7 protein-coding genes and 1 tRNA gene are annotated in these 16,841 nt (G+C 57.9%); 3 read left to right on the top strand and 5 right to left on the bottom strand.

Annotated elements, in window-relative coordinates; genetic code table 11:
- The first annotated feature begins 10 nt into the window (after positions 1–10).
- From QEH57_RS22910 to QEH57_RS22920, 3 genes are all read left to right on the top strand, one after another.
- Positions 11–95, top strand: a tRNA-Leu gene (locus QEH57_RS22910).
- 446 nt (positions 96–541) lie between these two features.
- Positions 542–8,095: a putative Ig domain-containing protein gene (locus tag QEH57_RS22915; RefSeq protein WP_309009132.1), complete on the top strand. Its 7,554-nt coding sequence runs from the start codon at positions 542–544 to the stop codon at positions 8,093–8,095.
- 47 nt (positions 8,096–8,142) lie between these two features.
- Positions 8,143–9,555 carry a putative Ig domain-containing protein gene (locus tag QEH57_RS22920; protein ID WP_309009133.1) on the top strand — a complete coding sequence of 471 codons (1,413 nt, stop codon included), beginning with the start codon at positions 8,143–8,145 and terminating at the stop codon, positions 9,553–9,555.
- A gap of 6 nt (positions 9,556–9,561) precedes the next feature.
- Here QEH57_RS22920 and QEH57_RS22925 read toward each other — a convergent pair whose 3' ends face one another.
- The 5 genes from QEH57_RS22925 to QEH57_RS22945 form a co-directional block, all read right to left on the bottom strand.
- Positions 9,562–10,746, bottom strand: a complete 1,185-nt coding sequence (locus tag QEH57_RS22925; protein WP_309009134.1) for an alpha-L-fucosidase — start codon at positions 10,744–10,746, stop codon at positions 9,562–9,564.
- Positions 10,747–10,774: 28 nt separating this feature from the next.
- Positions 10,775–12,637, bottom strand: a complete 1,863-nt coding sequence (locus QEH57_RS22930; protein WP_309009135.1) for a sulfatase — start codon at positions 12,635–12,637, stop codon at positions 10,775–10,777.
- A 112-nt stretch (positions 12,638–12,749) separates the two neighbouring features.
- Entirely contained in the window at positions 12,750–13,814 is a 1,065-nt protein-coding gene (locus QEH57_RS22935) for a glycoside hydrolase family protein (RefSeq protein ID WP_309009136.1), read from the bottom strand.
- 15 nt (positions 13,815–13,829) lie between these two features.
- Positions 13,830–14,945 carry a putative glycoside hydrolase gene (locus tag QEH57_RS22940; RefSeq protein WP_309009137.1) on the bottom strand — a complete coding sequence of 372 codons (1,116 nt, stop codon included), beginning with the start codon at positions 14,943–14,945 and terminating at the stop codon, positions 13,830–13,832.
- A 51-nt stretch (positions 14,946–14,996) separates the two neighbouring features.
- Positions 14,997–16,835 carry an alpha-L-fucosidase gene (locus QEH57_RS22945; protein ID WP_309009138.1) on the bottom strand — a complete coding sequence of 613 codons (1,839 nt, stop codon included), beginning with the start codon at positions 16,833–16,835 and terminating at the stop codon, positions 14,997–14,999.
- Positions 16,836–16,841: the final 6 nt, after the last annotated feature.

A 16,841-nucleotide genomic window follows, 5' to 3' on the forward strand; every position in this document is an offset into this window, starting at 1 on the left:
CAATCATCTTGCTCAGGTGGTGGAATTGGTAGACACGTACGCTTGAGGGGCGTATGGCGCAAGCCGTGGAGGTTCGAGTCCTCTTCTGAGCACCATTTAAAAAAAGGCCGCATCAAGCGGCCTTTTTTTGCGTCCTAACCTTTCGAGGACGAGAACCGATCGGCAGGTTCGACGAGAGAAGCGCAGCGACTAGAGAGCAGCGATGCCAGGCGTCGCCTGATCCTCATTTTACGCTTACATGAGAACGTCCAGCGTCAAAACCAAGGAGCATTCGCGATTTTAGTCTGAGCTCGCCTGGCTTCGTCGTGATTAGGGTAAGCCCCCCTTTCCTCCCATAGGATCCCCCTGCCAAGCGTAAACTGAGCGTAAAGACCCCCGTAAGGGTCGAGTTCCTCTAAGGATATAGGGCATCTGACCGAAGTCACCCCACTCAAGGTAAACCTACCTCGAAAACCTTCTTCAACGCTGCAACCGCAGAGCATTCCTACCGGATCAAGCATTTCCTCAACTTCTCCGTGCTCCGCAAATCCTAGTTTGACGTATGACCAAAACAGATTCTCGCCTCCCAACCTCCTCGCTCTGGCAAGCCCTGCTCGCAACGATCTTCCTGCTCGCCAGTAGCGTCACAGCATTCGCCCAAGACCCCAACGGCGAGGACCCTCATAACGACCTTCTAGTAAGAGCCATCGTCGGAGCGGAACTCAACTACGACCTGCAGATCCCCAGCGGAGTAAGCGACGCGCAGTTCCAAGCCCTGCCAGCAGGCCTCAGCTACGACGCGACTCAAGGCTTCCTAACTGGAACTCCGACCGCTGCGGGCGTGCTCGAAACCCAAATCACCTTCACCGAAAACGGGCAGGCGCAATCGATGCCCGCTCGTTTCGAAGTTTATACGGCTGAGGATTTCCCGGGCGATCCCAACAACCCCAACCCTGAGGAGCCGCATCATCACGAACCGATGCTCATCCCCGGAAAAGTGGGCGAACACCTCAACTGGCAGCTGAACTTCAACGCGAACGAAGTCGACGTCGACTTCGGCCCCCGTCCCGACGGCACCAGCCACCAGCTCCCAGCCGGAATCCAGCTTAACGTACAAGAGTCCTCCTTCGTCGGCACACCAGAGGCAGCCGGCGTATTCGACTTCGAACTACTGATCACCGACTCCGAAGACAGCTACACCGAGCATTACGTTTTCGACATCGTTGGAGGCGATGCCCCGCACAATCCTGACGGATCGAACAACCCCGACGGCACCCACAACCCTGACGGCACGCACAACCCTGACGGATCGAACAACCCCGACGGCACCCACAATCCAGACGGATCCCACAACCCTGACGGATCCCATGACGAACACGGAATGCTCGTTCGCGGGGTCGTTGGATTTTCCCTACATTTTCCCATCCAAGTACCCGACGATGTCCAGCTGCACAGCATCTCCCCACTCCCAGCCGGCCTTTCCCTAGATACGACCGAACCCGCGATTATCGGCACGCCGACGACCGCCGGCATGATCGACGCCAACATACAGATGACGGAAGGCGGACAAGCGGGAACCCACCCGATCAAATTCGAAATCTTCGCGGAAGCGGATTTTCCCGGCGACCCCAACAATCCCAACCAACCCCACGACCCCAATAGCCCAGACGGTCCGGACCAAAATCCAGGAGACCCCACTGACCCAGGTCCTGGCGACGGCACAGACCAGAATCTAGGAGACCCCACTCACCCAGGTCCTGGCGACGGCTCCCACGATCCTCACGCTCCCATCACCGTATTCGGACAAGTCGGCACCCCACTGAATTTCCAGCTCGACTACAATCTCGGAAGCACCGGCTACGACTACGGAGCCCGCGACGACGGCACTTCCTACCAACTTCCTGCAGGTGTTGACCTGATCGCGGCAGAGTCCTCATTCTCAGGCGTTCCTACGCAACCCGGCCTCTTTGACTTCGTGCTGCTCCTTTCCACAACAGAGGGAATGAAAGAGGCACGCTACGTCTTCGACATCGCTCCTGACCAAGGTACAAACCAACCGCACCCCGACGACGACAAGCCGCTATTCATACGAGCAGTAGTGGGATACGAACTACACTTCCCGCTCGATATCCCTGAAGATATCGTACTAAAAACCTTCACCCCATTCCCAAGCGGCTTGTCCTACGACTCCACTTTGGAAGCGGTCGTCGGCACGCCCGGGACTGAAGGCTTCCTAGATTCCCTTATCACTTACGAAGAAGGCGGAGTCGCTGGCGAAAAGCCCGTTATCTTCGAAGTCTACACCGAAACGAATTTCCCCGGCGACCCGAACAACCCGAATCCGCCGGAAGAACACCACGAGCACCCGATCAATATCGCGGGCGACGTCGGTTTCGATCTCGAATTCCACCTCGGCTTCGGCGACGACATTTCCGACCTAAGCTTCGACACCCTACCGGAAGGCATCTCCTTCGATGCCGATACCAACTTTGTATTCGGCATTCCAGTACACCCTGGATTCTTCGAAACGAGACTGCGTGGACAACGCGACGGCGAAGCCATCATCTTCCCAGTATTCTTCGATATCTTCGGCGACTGGGGCCCCGGCACCGGCGGCAATGGCCAACCCTCGGAAATGAAAATCTTCGGTTGGGTCGGCGAATTCATCTCCTTCCCGCTTCCTTTCGACCCAAGCTCGGAACAGATCAACCTCACCACCTACGCCGACGGTAACGTGGCGTACCTGCCACTAGGCATCCAACTCGACGCTGCCAACGGCATGCTGGTTGGATTCCCACAGGAGCCCGGTTTTTTCCCTTCCTCCTTCACCGTCACATCAGGTGACAAGTCCGAAGAGGTACAAGTCTTCTTCGACATCCAATACCTCGGCCACCATAACCCAGGCGGCCCCGGCGATCCCGGCGACCCTTACTACGACCACGGCGAAGAGGATGACATCGTGCTCTTCGGCGAAGTCGGCGCCCGTTTCGCCTTCAAGTTCCCGCTTGGCGAAGACGAAACTGCCGAGCTCCCCAGCGAGCGCGACGGCGAAACCTTCGGCCTACCGACCGGCTTGAGCTTCAACGCTGAAACGAACGCCATCACCGGTTCCCCAACTGAAGCCGGCCTCTTCGAAGTCCTCGTTCTCGTCGAAGGGCCAGGATACCTGAAGGAAAAGCTCATCGCCTTCCTCGTCAGCGACAACGGCGACGCGCCTCGTCTCGCCTTTTATTCAGAAAGCGAATACACGCCTGGCCAGGACTTTTCCTTCCAGATCAACGCCAGCGGATCTCCCACCCACTACGAAATCCTCGACCTTCCCGCCGAGCTCCAGCTCGACTCCAGCACCGGAATCGTGAGCGGCAAGATCGACTACTTCGAAGACTTCGACCTCCTAGTCGTAGCTAGCAACGAAGAAGGTAAAGCCTACGGTATCCATTACCTCGATTCTTACGAGGAGGATCATGAAGAGCCTCAGAATCCGGACGATCCGCACCACAATCCCGACCAGCCGGAAGGCGATCGCGAAGATCCAGAGCCCTTCTTCGCCCGACTCGGCGTCCCCTTCCTCCTGGAAGCTCCCGCCGAATTCGCGACTGCCACTTTCGCCTTGGTCGACGGCGAAGCATTCCCAGCCGGCATCGGCTTCGACTCCGAGCGAAACGCCGTCATCTCCGGCACGCCAACCGAAGCCGGACTATTCCGTACCAAGATTTCAATTACGCAGGACGACAAAGAAGAACGCTTCACGCTCTGGTTCTTCGTAGCCGACAGCGCCGCCGCGCCTCAGTTCATCGCGCCCGACTTCCTGCGCAGCCGCCCCGGCGAATCCTTCGAGCTTCGCCTCCCCATCGCCAATGGTCCCGCCACCATCAAAATCGAAAGCGGACCCGACGGCGTCAGCTACGATAGCGAAAGCAAGTCCCTGCGCGGCGTTATCAAGGACCCCGGCTTCTACACCCTACTCATCAGCGCCAGCAACGATGCAGGCATCGGCGTGCACGTGGTCGATATCGACGTCTTCGACGACGGCACCGGACAAAACCCAGGCGACAACTACTACGAGCCCATCCACGCCTTCGGCATCGTGGGCGAACCCTTCGACTTCCCGCTCCCAGCCAATCCGCAAAACAGCGTGATCGCATTCGTGGACGGCGAAGACGGTTCCACCTCCGAAATCCCAGCTGGCCTCCAATACATTGAGACCTACGCCATCGTGCGTGGCATTCCCGAACAGGAAGGCGTCAGCAACCTCTACATGGAAATCACCGAGTTCGGCTTCACCCGTCGCGAACAAATCGTATTCGAAATATACAATAGGGACAATCTCCCCGACGATCCGAACTTCCCAAGCGGCCCCGGCTACGACGAGCCGGACGACGGACACGTCGAACCGATCCTCGGCAAGGTCGGAGAACGCCTCTACTTCGAGGCCCCCATCTCCGGCGACGGCATCTCCTTCGCGATGGTCGATGGCCCCGACGGTGAACCCTCGGAACTCCCTCCCGGAGTTGCCTTCGACGCTGAGCTGGGCATCCTCTCAGGCATGCCAACCGCATCCGGCATCTACCCGCTTTGGATACAAGTCGACGAATTCGGCAGCATCCGCACCCACTTCGCACCCGTTATCGTAAGCGGCGTAGAAGGCTCCCCCGTCATCACCAGCGACGAGTTCTTCACCACCATCCCAGGCGAGCACTTCAAGTTCGAGATCAAGGCCAGCAACGAACCGACCAAGGTAGAAGTCGACTTCTTCGACGTACCCGGCGTGCTCAGCTTCGACCAAGACAGCATGCTCCTCGAAGGCAAATTCGAGTTCGGCGGCTTCTTCACCCTCCTCGTATCCGCCACCAACGAAACCGGCACTGGCTACGGCTTGCTCAACATCGACGTCCTCGGCCTCAACCACGACGGCGGACCGATCGACGGACCTCACGATATTCCTCTGCATATCAACGGCACCGTGAACCAAAAGGTAGACTTCCCGCTTCCTAGCTTCATCCGCGGGTCCAAGTTCGAAGTCACCGCCGATCCAGCCGGCTTCCAAACGCAGCTGCCGGAAGGCTTCACCATCGACGCCAAAACCGGCCGTATCAGCGGCACGCCTACCTACCCAGGCTTCACCTTCGTATGGGTAACCGTGGACGACGGCGACCTGCCTTCCCTCGCCATCAACATCGGTGTCGCGGAAGGCCAGCGCACTCCTGAAATCATCAGCCCGGAATTCTGGCTCGGCCATCAGGACTCTCCCTTCCACTACCAAATCCACGCCACGGACGGCCCCTTCAAATTCTACGCCGAAGGTCTCCCCACCGGGCTCTCCCTCGACGAATACACAGGCACCATACGTGGCACCACCAGCGAGTCGGGTGAATTCCAAGTTTCGATCAGCGCCGAAAACTCCGCTGGCAAGGGCAATGCCCGCACCCTCTACCTCGCCATCGAAGAAAAGCCACGCCTCCCGATTGTATCCGCTCCGTATTACAATGAAGGCCAAGTCGGCGATCCCTTCTCCCTCCAGGTCAACGCCACGGAAGATCCCAGCTTCTACCATGCAGGCGGACTCCCGGCCGGCCTCAGCATCGATCCGGACACCGGCTTGATCAGCGGCACCCCAATCCACTTCGGATACTTCAACGTAAACCTCGAAGCGTCCAACGAGTGGGGTCGCGGCGGCCTCCAAGTCGCCATCTACATCAAGCGTGCCGCTCTCGCTCCGGTCTACACCGGTCCGAGCAACGTCGGCGGAAAAGTGGGCCGCGCCTTCTACTTCCACCCTCCCGTATCCGGAAACGCGAGCGCCTTCGCGATCGACGATAACTCTCCCAACGCCCTGCCCGCAGGCTTGACGCTGAATCCAGACACCGGCGAAATCACCGGCACGCCGACCGAGACCATCAATGGCTTCGTAGACATTCTCGTCTCCGGCGCCGGCGGTTCCACCGTCGCTAGCGTCTACTTCAAGGTCGTAGCAGCCCTCGATGCCCCAGTCATCACCAGCGGCTCCTTCGCCAAGGGCACCAGCGGCCAGCCACTCAACTTCGCACTCGCCGCTTCCAACAACCCGGTTGAATTCGCTGCCGCCAACCTCCCTGCAGGTTTGAGCATCGATACCGCCACCGGAGCGATCAGCGGCACGCCGCAGTCCGCAGGCTTCTACGACCTGATCGTCAGCGCCCGCAACGCATCCGGATGGGGACAGCCTCGCCTGCTCATCCTGGACATCATCCCCGGACTCGAAGCCCCGGTCGTCACCAGCGCCCCATGGGCCAAGGGTGAAGTCGGCAAGGAATTCTCCTACCAAATCGTGGCCAACAACGCCCCGACCGCCTACACGCTCTCCGGTGATCTGCCCGCAGGGCTCACCCTCGACGAATCCACCGGCTTGATCTCCGGCACGCCGACCAAGGCCGGCTTCACCGAGGTCATCCTGTCCGCCTCCAATGCGAGCGGCCATGGAAACGGTCTTGTATTCATCTTCGCAATACGGGCTTCCCAGGAGATGCCGGTCATCACCTCCAGCGGCACCGCATTCGCTAAGGTAGGCGAACCTTTCGTCTACCAGATCAAGGCCAAGGCGAACCCAACAAGCTACGCAGCGGAAAACCTCCCTGACGGACTTTCCCTCAACGCCACCACCGGCTTCATCTCCGGCACGCCCACGGCTCCGACCACCGAACCGATCGTGGTCGTCATCACAGCCTCCAACGCGGCCGGCCAAAGCCTGCCACGGGCCGTGCTGCTCGAGATCCTGCCTGCAGCCGAAGCTCCGTTCATCCTCACCGGCGGCCACGCCATCGGCAAGGTAGGAGTCGAATTCGAATTCCAAGTCTTCGCTACCAACGAGCCGACTGCCTACAGCAGCCCAGACCTGCCTGCAGGACTCTCGATCGCAAGCGACACCGGCTTGATTTCCGGAACACCTGAAGCAGCGGGAGAATTCCAGGTCACCCTGCTCGCCTCCAACGACGCCGGCAAGGGAGACCCAGCCAAGCTCTTGCTCTTCATCATCCCCGGCGCCGAAATGCCTCGCGTGACCAGCGCTACGCACGCCATCGGCAAGGTCGGCGACGACTTCGAATACCAAATCCTAGCGTCCAGCGAGGACATCTCTAGCTACCAAGTGGAAGGTACCCTGCCACGCGGACTCGACTTCGACCCGACCACCGGCCTCATCTCCGGATCGCCCGTCGAACCGATCATCACCAGCGTCTACCTCTCCGTATCGAACGACGCCGGCACCAGCGCTCCGCAGCCCTTCACGATCAAGATCGATCCCTCCCTCGAGGCTCCGGTCATCACCTCTTCCCTCCGCATTAGCGGCACCGTGGGCGAGGAAATGAGCTACACCATCGACGCAACCAACATGCCGGACGAGCGCCCGCTACCGCCGAGCGCCGAGTTCGACGCCGTTGGACTGCCAAGTGGACTGGGCATCAACACCGCGACCGGCATCATCTCCGGCGTACCTGAAGAAGCCGGCACCTACATCGCCACCCTCGTTGCGACCAACGAAACCGGCGAAGGTGCCCCACGCTTCCTCAGCATCAAGGTCAAGCCGGCCCCGACCGCTCCCGTCGTCACCAGCGTATTCAGAGTAGGAGCGCAGGTCGGCAAGAGCTTCGCCTACCAGATCCTCGCGACCAATTCGCCGACCTCCTACGATGCCGACCACGCCATCTCTTGGCTCGTGGCTGACACCGAAACCGGCTCCCTCACAGGTACGCCTACCAAGCCGGGCGTCTACTACGCTTCGCTCTTCGCAATAAACGATGCAGGCGAATCGGATCCCGGACCACTGGAGATCACCGTGTATCCAGCAGCCAATACGCCGAAGGTCACCAACGTGCGCAGCGCGGAAGGCAAGGTCGGCACCGCCTTCGAATTCCAACTCGAAGCGTCGAACGAGCCTAGCTCCTTCGCCGTCAGCGGCCTCCCGGCCGGCCTCACCCTCAATCCTACCACCGGCGTAATCTCTGGCACTCCAACAGCGTCCGGAACCTTCGACATCGTGGTAGTGGGCAGCAACGACAACGGAGAAGGCACCCCCGCCATCCTCGTGCTCAAGATCAGCCCGAAGACTGAAATCACCATCATCGTACCAGGATCAGAGTGATTCATCTCCGCGTCCATTGACTCAATAACCCGAAGGAATTCCCACAGATGAACATAGGAAGAACTACCCCATTCGCGACCCTACGCGCTCTCTGCAGTTTCGCTGCCGTAGTGCTTTTAGCAAAGCTAGGCTACTCCCAAACGGTCCTCACCGAGGGAGAAGTCGACGCCGCTTACTCCTACCAATGGGCCATCTCTCCGGCCCCGGAAGAAGGCTCCACTTGGGCAGCCGTCAACCTGCCGGACGGATTGAGCATCAACTCGACCACCGCTCTCATCAGCGGCGTACCGACCACCGTAGGAGTGTACGACCAAGGTCGCATCACCCTCACCCGACCGGATCTGACCACCGATAACTTCGATATATCGATCACCATCGTGGCAGCCTCGGGCACGCCGGAAATCACGAGCGCCACCACCGCGAGCGGCACCGTCGGGGAAGCCTTCAACTACGTCATCACGGCCAACAACTCGCCGCAGAGCTTCAATGTGAGCGGCGACCTGCCAGCCGGGGTCACCTTCTCCTCCGAATCCCTGTCCGGCACTCCCACCGAAGCGGGAACTTTCACCATCGCCCTCAGCGCCAACAACGCCTCGGGCACCGGAGCCGAAACCACCCTCACCCTCACCATCGATCCCGCCGGCGCCGTGCCCGTCATCTCCAGCGCCTCCAGCCTATCGGGCGACGCCGACGAGCTCCTGTCCTACCAGATCACCGCCAGCGAAAGCCCTACCAGCTACTCTGCCAGCGGACTGCCTCCAGGCATGACCATCAATACGGAAACCGGTTTCATCAACGGTAAGACAAGTATCGAAAACGTCTACACCGTCGACCTCACCGCGACCAACGAGCACGGCACCAGCGCCGTATTCAAACTGACGATCGTCATCGGGGCCGTACCGCAAATCAGCAGCAGCCTCGCGATCTCCGCGGAAGAGGACACCGAAATCGACGCCTACCAGCTGTCGGCCTCGAACTCCCCCACGTCCTTTACCGTATCCACGGACTCCCTACCGGCCGGGTTGAGCTATAGCAGCTCCACCAAGAGGATCACCGGTACGCCCACGGAAGTCGGCACCTTCAACGTAGACGCCTACGCATCCAATGCCATCGGCGACGGCCCCACCTCCACGATCGTAATCACCGTGGAAGCGAAGGTAGTCACTCCCGTCCTACGCTCCGCCAGCTTCAACGTAGAGCATCAGACGGACGGTTCGCTTAAGCTCTTCCTCGTCTTCGAGCAAAGCGCTGACGATCTCACCAACTACGACTGGCTCATCGAGACCAGCACGGACTTGGAGACCTGGACACAGATCGACATCGACGATGCCGCCCTCTCCGTCACCATAACCGAGAACCAGGACGGTTCGAAGTCAGTCTCGGTTCTGTATCCGAATTTCGACTCCAGCACGACCCAGGCCTATTTCCGCTACCGCGTTCAGGCCAAGTCAGGACAATAATCCGAATCAACCCGCAGACGCGAGCCCGAGTCGTTTTCCAACTTCCGACAAGGTGCGCGCGTCATCGGGGTGGATCGATCCATCTGGCAAGGGCCCCGTATTGAGGAGCAGGTTTCCTCCACGGGCCCAAGCCGCGTCGAGCAGGGCCATGACCTGATCCGGCGTCTTGTGGCCTTCGTGGGCGCTTCTGTCATAGCCCCACGAATACGGCTGCAAAGTGTCGCAAATCTCAAGCGGAACCGACGACTCCCCCTTCCAATGCCGCTCCGGGGCGATAAAGTCCTCCGTGCCGAGCAAACCTTGCTTGTAAGCGACCAAAACCTGCGGCTGCAAGGAATGGATATGGTCGTAAAGCTCCTGAGTCCTAAACTCGTGCAGACGCTCCGGCAGCGTCTTAGGCGTGCGAATGCCGTCCAGCCAGATCGAAGCAATCGGACCATAGTTCGTTAGCAACTCGGTCACCTGATTCTTCATAAACTCCACATAAAGCTGCAAGTCGTGCTCTTCGCCGTATTTGTAGAAGGGTTCCCTCTCCTCGTAGTCAGGCCGAGCCGACGAGGCCGCCGTCCACTCTTCGTTGTTCGGAGCATGCGGATGCCGCCAATCCCGACCGTGGGAATAATAAAGGTGAAGCCCCAGACCCTTTTTCTGGCACTGTTCCGAAAGCTCTCCCACCAGGTCGCGCTTCGCGGCGCTGTTCACGCTGTGGAAGTCCGTGTACTTAGACTCGAAAAGGCAAAAGCTGTCGTGGTGACGCGTCGTGATATTGACGTACTTCATGCCCGCCCCAAGAGCCATATCCGTAATATAGTCAGCATCGAACTTCTCCGCCGCAAATGCATCCGCCAACTCTGCGTACTCTGCCACCGGTATTTTACCGCGCAGCATCACCCACTCCGCCGGCCTAGAATGCTGCCCCTGGTGGAATCCTTCTTTCAGGCTGTATAAACCGTAGTGCAGGAAGAGGCCGAATTTCGAATCCGCGAAACACTTCAAGGCCGCCTGTCGCGGATCGGTCACGTACAAGTCTTCGTATCCACTCAAGTACGACGGAACCCTCGCAGCTTTCTTTCCGCCCCCGCACCCCATAAAGGAAAAGGGAGCCAAGGCGGATGCTCCCGCGAGGGCCAATCCAGACTTAAGAACGTCTCTTCGGCTGGGATTCGATTTCAATGCATTCTCTTTCTTCATCTGTTTTTGGGGCTTGTTCTTTAGGAGACTATCTCCCGGCTTCGATATCGCTATAGGTCTGGTAACCATTGGTATCGATTAGAATAAAACCAACAGCAGGCACGCCTTCAGGAACCAAGGCGCTTACACTGTAGCCGTCGGGAGCAACTCGCGCTGCTTCCCTCATCCCAAACAGCAGGGCGGGGCCTTCAACAGCCCGATGCTTCACCTTCGCTGCCCCTGGGGCGCCCTGGAAAACAACGTAAGCTCGCTCGATCGCAGGACCGGATTTCCGCGCCGTCAAGCTCGCCTTGCGGGACGACGCATCGAAGCGCAGCCCTTCGATCGACACCGCATCGTCCGCACGATAAGCGTAATAAGGGTTCAAGTACGGCAGCTCCGCTCGATTCGCTTGCAAGGAACGATCGAGCTGCGCCGCCAGTCGTTCGACAAGCGATCGGAATTCCGGCTTCTTCGCCAAATCGAACCGCTCCTCCAGGTCATGGCGATCTCCGTCCTTATAAAGTCGATACAGTTCGTAGTCATTCGTCGCGTAGCGCTTGTACAGCTTGAAGTCGCCACTGCGGATCGCTGACTTCATAGAGGCATCGCCATTGTGCGGAAAATGCCAAAAGAGGTGGTCCCGCTCCTGCCCTGCCGCATCGACGATAGACGCGCTCCTTCCGTGCAACACCGGCGAGATGTCCAAACCGCTAAGCTCCTCTCGCTCCTCGGCATCGATGCTTGAGTTCGTCAGGTCGAGCAAGGTCGGGAAAAAATCGAGCTGGTTCACCAATCCATCGAATTCGGATCCCGCAGGTATGCCTGGTCCCGCGACCACCAACGGAACGCGAATGCCGCCCTCTTCAGCATACTTCTTCCCTTTTTTCAAAGGGTAGTTATCCGAGATGATTTCCGGTCCCCGAACCTCGGCCCCGCCATTGTCGGAAGTAAAAAAGATATAGGTCGTATCGATCAGCTTCTTTCCAGGATGGCGCGGGTCGTCCGTTCGTTCCAGGAAGTCGACGACCCGCCCCAAGCTCCAATCCACGGTCGTCACCATGGCTGCAAAATAGGGATTCTGCTGGCCCGGCAAGGTCATGTCGCCCGGCTCGGGCGGAAACGGCTGCCCTAGTTTGTCGCAATAATATTCCAGCAACTCGCCATTGCGAGTCAGTACCGGCCAGTGAACCATCCAATGGCACAGATTGAGAAAGAAGGGCTGCTCGCCGCTTTCCTTCATAAAGGATAGCGCCGATTCGGTAACTTGGTCGTAAGGATAGGAAATGCCGTCGGGGAACTTGTCGCTAAAAGGTGGATACTTTTCCTCGCTCAACGGGTAGCGCTTGTCGTCCGCAGTCGCAAAGTCCTTGGTCCGGTCCTCCATCCCACGGTGTACCCCTCGGTCTTGGTCCACAACCTCGAAACCGTAGTTGGACGCGGTCAAGCCCACATGCCATTTGCCGGAATGGCCCGTCCGGTACCCGTTTCGCTTCAAGGCATCCGCCAAGGTCAAAGCGTCCAGATCGAGATGGGACTCCAGATAAGGAGCCACCAAACGTTGGCTTTTGGCCCCGTTTTGCATCGACCCGAGATGTACGTGGGTTAGGCCCAGCTTTGCCGGATGCTGACCGGTGATGATCCCTGCCCGCGAAGGAGAGCAGGTCGGCGCCGGAGCATAGCCTTGGGTGAAGTTCATCCCCGATGCCGCCAGGCGCTTGACGTTTGGCGTCTCGTAGGGACAGGGGTCATCGAGGTCGTTGAGCTCCAAGTCCTGCCAGCCAAGGTCGTCGACATAGAAGATGATGACGTTCGGCTTCGACACACCCTTCGTAGCAGGCGTTTCCTCTGCCGCAAAACCTGCCGAGAGAAGTCCGAGCAACACGATAATTGTAGTTAAAATTCGGTTCATATTAAGTAATTCGTAATCCTCGGAACGTATTAACGGTGGGAATACAAGGACAAGGCACCCTCCTTGCCAGAGGGCCCTAAAACTAAAACTGCCTCGAGCAGACGAGTCCCATCTACTCGCCTCTCCAGTTGTCGATCTTGACGAAGAACCCTGCCGTCGGATCCTTGTCATGGCAGGCTAGGAAAAGGTATTCGGGATGTCCGTCCTTCCAGAGGATATGAGGGCGCTCCGTGCGAGCTAGCTTTCGTCCGAAGTAAGCGGTATTCGTCTGGTATCCAATCTCCGGGATTCCCCAGTCGATTCCGTCTTTCGACTTGTAGATCAAACCGGGACGATTTCCGCCATTTTTAACTTCCTTCCCCGGATACCAATTTCCCTCGAGCATTCCTCGAACATCGCGTCGATCTTCCACGATCATGTAATAATAGCCATTATAGTAAAACGCATAGGGATCCTCGATATCCAGTTCCTTGTCCGCATAGCTGATCAATGGGTTTCCTTCGTAGTTGACATAGGGTCCCTCGATCTTGTCGCTCACTGCCAAGGAAATCTCGCGATAGTTGTGCTTGGTCGTCATCGACTTGTAGTAGATCCTGTATTCGCCTTCTGGAGTCGCGACGAAAGTAGGGTTCGAAGCGTGCCGAATGTCGTAGCCACCCATTTTTCCTGCCGCTGGAATGATCGGGTTATGCGGACTCTCGGTCCAAGGCCCGTTGAGCGACTTCGCCGTCGCAATCCCGACTTCCTGCATCGAGCCATTGGCGTCGGTGTGCTTGTTCAGCAGGTAAACCAGCACATAAGTATCGCCGACCTTCGAAATCTGAGGATTATGATAGGATGTTTCCTCGCAAGCGAACAGATCGCCCTCGAGCGTATACGGTCCCTCCGGAGAGTCAGCCGTCCAGTGTACGATCTTGCTATTCTTAATCCAGTTTCCCTTGTTCGGTATGACCGAATTGAATACGTGCAGCTTCCCCTTCTCGTCGTAGATCGGGGCCATCCCCCAAGTCCAGGACTCGCCATCAGACGGCAAGATGAATTTGCCCGGGATGTGCGACTTGCTAAACTCCGACTCCTCTACGGTAACGCTCTTCGCCCCCAAACCAGCCGCGAACACGGTGCCCGCTGCTCCTAAAATTGCTAATTTCTTCAAGATCATCTTTTTAACTGTATCCATATTTCTTAACACGTTCTAACGCCAATCGATTTTAGCTTCCTTGCTTTCGAGGTCTACCCATACCGAGGCGTGCTCATAGTCCCGGCTCAGCTTCCAACCATCGCGCGACATTTCGCCCAGAGGCTTGCCGAGCGGCTTGTCGAACTCCGGATACCACTCCAGGCAGCCCATCTCCATGCGGTAACCCCAATTGTAGATGAAGTAGCAGTTCTCCTGGGCGCCGGCCAAAAAGCAGGCCAAGGGGAAAAGTAGGTTATCCTTGGCCAACTTCCGCTTTTCCTTCAGCGGCTTCTGCATCATTTCCTTATCGATCCAAGCGAAGCCGGGCCAGGCCTTCATAACGACGATCTCCCCCGCCTTCCCGGCGCGTTCCATTTCCAGGATGTCCTGCAGCATCAGCTCCTTTGAGCGACTGTTGAAATAGCCGAAATGCTCGATCATGGCCGCATCCGTGTATTCGGTTTCCACCGTGCCCATGCTCCAGTTCGGAGTGGAGCGGATTCCGTTGTACACGATAAGCTTGTCGTCCCCGAGCTTCTCGCGGGTCTCGCGAATGATGTCCTTCAATCCCTGCTGGATCGCGTCGTATTTCTCTTGTCCCCACAGCTCGATGTTCCCCTTGTTTTCGACCTGCGGAAACGCGTCCATGAAAACCCCGTCCGTATTTCCTTGGTTGATCGCTTCGGCCGCTACATCCGTCCACCAATCCCGAAAGTCCGGATTCGAGAGATCGTAGCGCATCAGCCCCTTGCTCTTGAAGTCCAGCTCACCATCAGCCTTCCGCAGCCACCACTCCGGGCGCTGGGCGTACTCGTCATGCGCGTCGTACATCGCGTAATCCAAAAAGGTGTTCCAATAGAAGATCACCTTCATCTTCGGGTTCAGCTTCTTGAGCTGCACCGCCTCGGCCTCGATCCCCGCTTCGGTACTGCCATGCGTCCGAACGGCATGACCCTTTTCCAAGCAGATGAAGTTCGAGCGAGAGGCGACAAACTCCGCTTCCGCCGGCGTCATCAATCCAGCGTTCTTGCCGAAGTGGAAAGCAATGGGAACCGTATCCCAGCTAAACTCTGGGTAACGCTCATCCTTCCCCGAAGCCGCCGCTGCTGCCAAAAAGGCAAGCGAACCCATTATACAGGTTTTAATAGAAATAGTTTTTTTCATAAAGCACACACAGATTTGCTATTTTTCCGGGACGAGACGCACGGCCTTGAGATGAAAGTTATTGAACCAAGAAATCGTATCCTTGGGATAAGCGGTGATACGCACCACACCGGCCTGATCGACTTTGATCGTCCCTTGCCGCTTCTTCGACATTTCGCCTTCTGGTCCGCCGGGGCGTACCACCACAGTTTCGGTCGGACTGCTTAGCTCGAAGCTGAGGTCTTCGTCGCCGTTGTCTTCCGTGAAGATCCGAAAGGTGCCGGGCTCCTTAACGTTTACGGTCCAAACCAAGCCTTGGTTCGTCTTCCCGCCCCAGTTGGCGGTCGCTTGCTCCTCGTAGTCGTAACTGATCCGCCTAACCGCGTATTCGCATTTCGCTACCGGCAGATCGATCGAACCATCCTTCGCTTGCTGTATCGTTTCGTCCACGACACGGGCCACCTGGTCCGCTATCTCCAGCACCACAACGGTCACCCTAGGCTGCTGCAGCGACTCTGGAACCCTCACGCTCAGGCGCGACTTCTTCTGCTTGAACTTCAAGGGCGTCTTCGATGTATCCGCGAGGCAATACGCATTCTTCACTTTCGACAGAAGCCCCTCCAGCTCGACTTTGCCCTTTTCTAGCTCCTCCAAGTGCAGATAAACCTTCCCTGGCTTGCTCGTGATGGCATAGGGCGGAAACTTGAGCGGACTCGGATCCGCGTCGTAGATCGCTTCTCCGTTCACCTTCAGCCAATCCCCAATGGCGGTAATGCTATTCACCTGCGATTCCGGAATGGTGCCATCGGGCCGTGGAGCCACGTTCAGCAAATAGACGCCACCATACGCCACGATCCGACAAAGGCTGTATATAAATTCCGTATACTCGTCCGAACGGTCGTTCTCGCCTCCGTAAGACGTGTACCCCCAGCCGCGTTGGGTCACCGATTCATGAGTCTGCCAGGGTACCTTCAAGTCAGGCAACCAAGTGGCCTTGCTCACACTCGGCGTCTTGCCGTTGTCGATCGACACGTCGAAGTGTCCATAGCCCTTGCCAAGGCGTGAGTTTACCAAGGCCCCCGGCTGGTTCTTCCTGACGAGATCCATCATCTCCTGGCACTTTTCATCGTCCATCTGCAAGGGCGTATCGAACCAGACCATGAAGATATCGCCATAGTTGCGGGTTAGCTCATCCACCTGCAGGATCGCCTTTTCCTCAAAGTAGGCGTCGAACTTGTCCTGCGGCTTGAGCACGCTGCCAAAGTCCCAGCTATTGCCAGCTCCACCCTCTTCGTGCCAATCTTGGCTTTGCGAGTAGTAGAAACCTAGATCCATGCCCCGCTGCGCGCACTCCTCCGACAGTTCCTTGAATACGTCGCGACCGAAACCGGCGAAATCTACGATATCGTAGGGATGCGCCGAATCGTACATGGCGAAGCCGTCGTGGTGCTTGGCCGTGAGCACGATAAAGCCCATGCCCGCCTGCTCGGCGATGTCTACCCACTCGCTCGCATCGAACTGATGCGGCATGAACTTGGCAGCCGCCTCCCGCTCGTAGTCGGCGACGGGGATCTCCCCGCGCCGCATGATCCATTCCGCGGATACTTCCTTGCCGTTCCAAATTCCCTCGAGCTGAGCGTAGGGTCCCCAGTGCACGAACAAGCCGAACTTATGCTTGTACAGGTCCCGCATATTCTCGCGAATCTCCGGAGTATAGACCGAAGTTCCAGCCGATCCGAACTCGTCGCTCCCTGTTATCTTCACCACGGAATCAACCGTGTTCCCCTCCCAACTCGCAGCGGGAGTCTCCTGAGCATTCAAGAGTAGAGGATACGCCGCGCAACAAAGCGCGATACTCGAAAGTTTTAAGTTAGTCATCTTTGG

Origin of the sequence: Pelagicoccus sp. SDUM812005, assembly GCF_031127875.1 — a bacterium.
GTDB lineage: Bacteria > Verrucomicrobiota > Verrucomicrobiia > Opitutales > Opitutaceae > Pelagicoccus.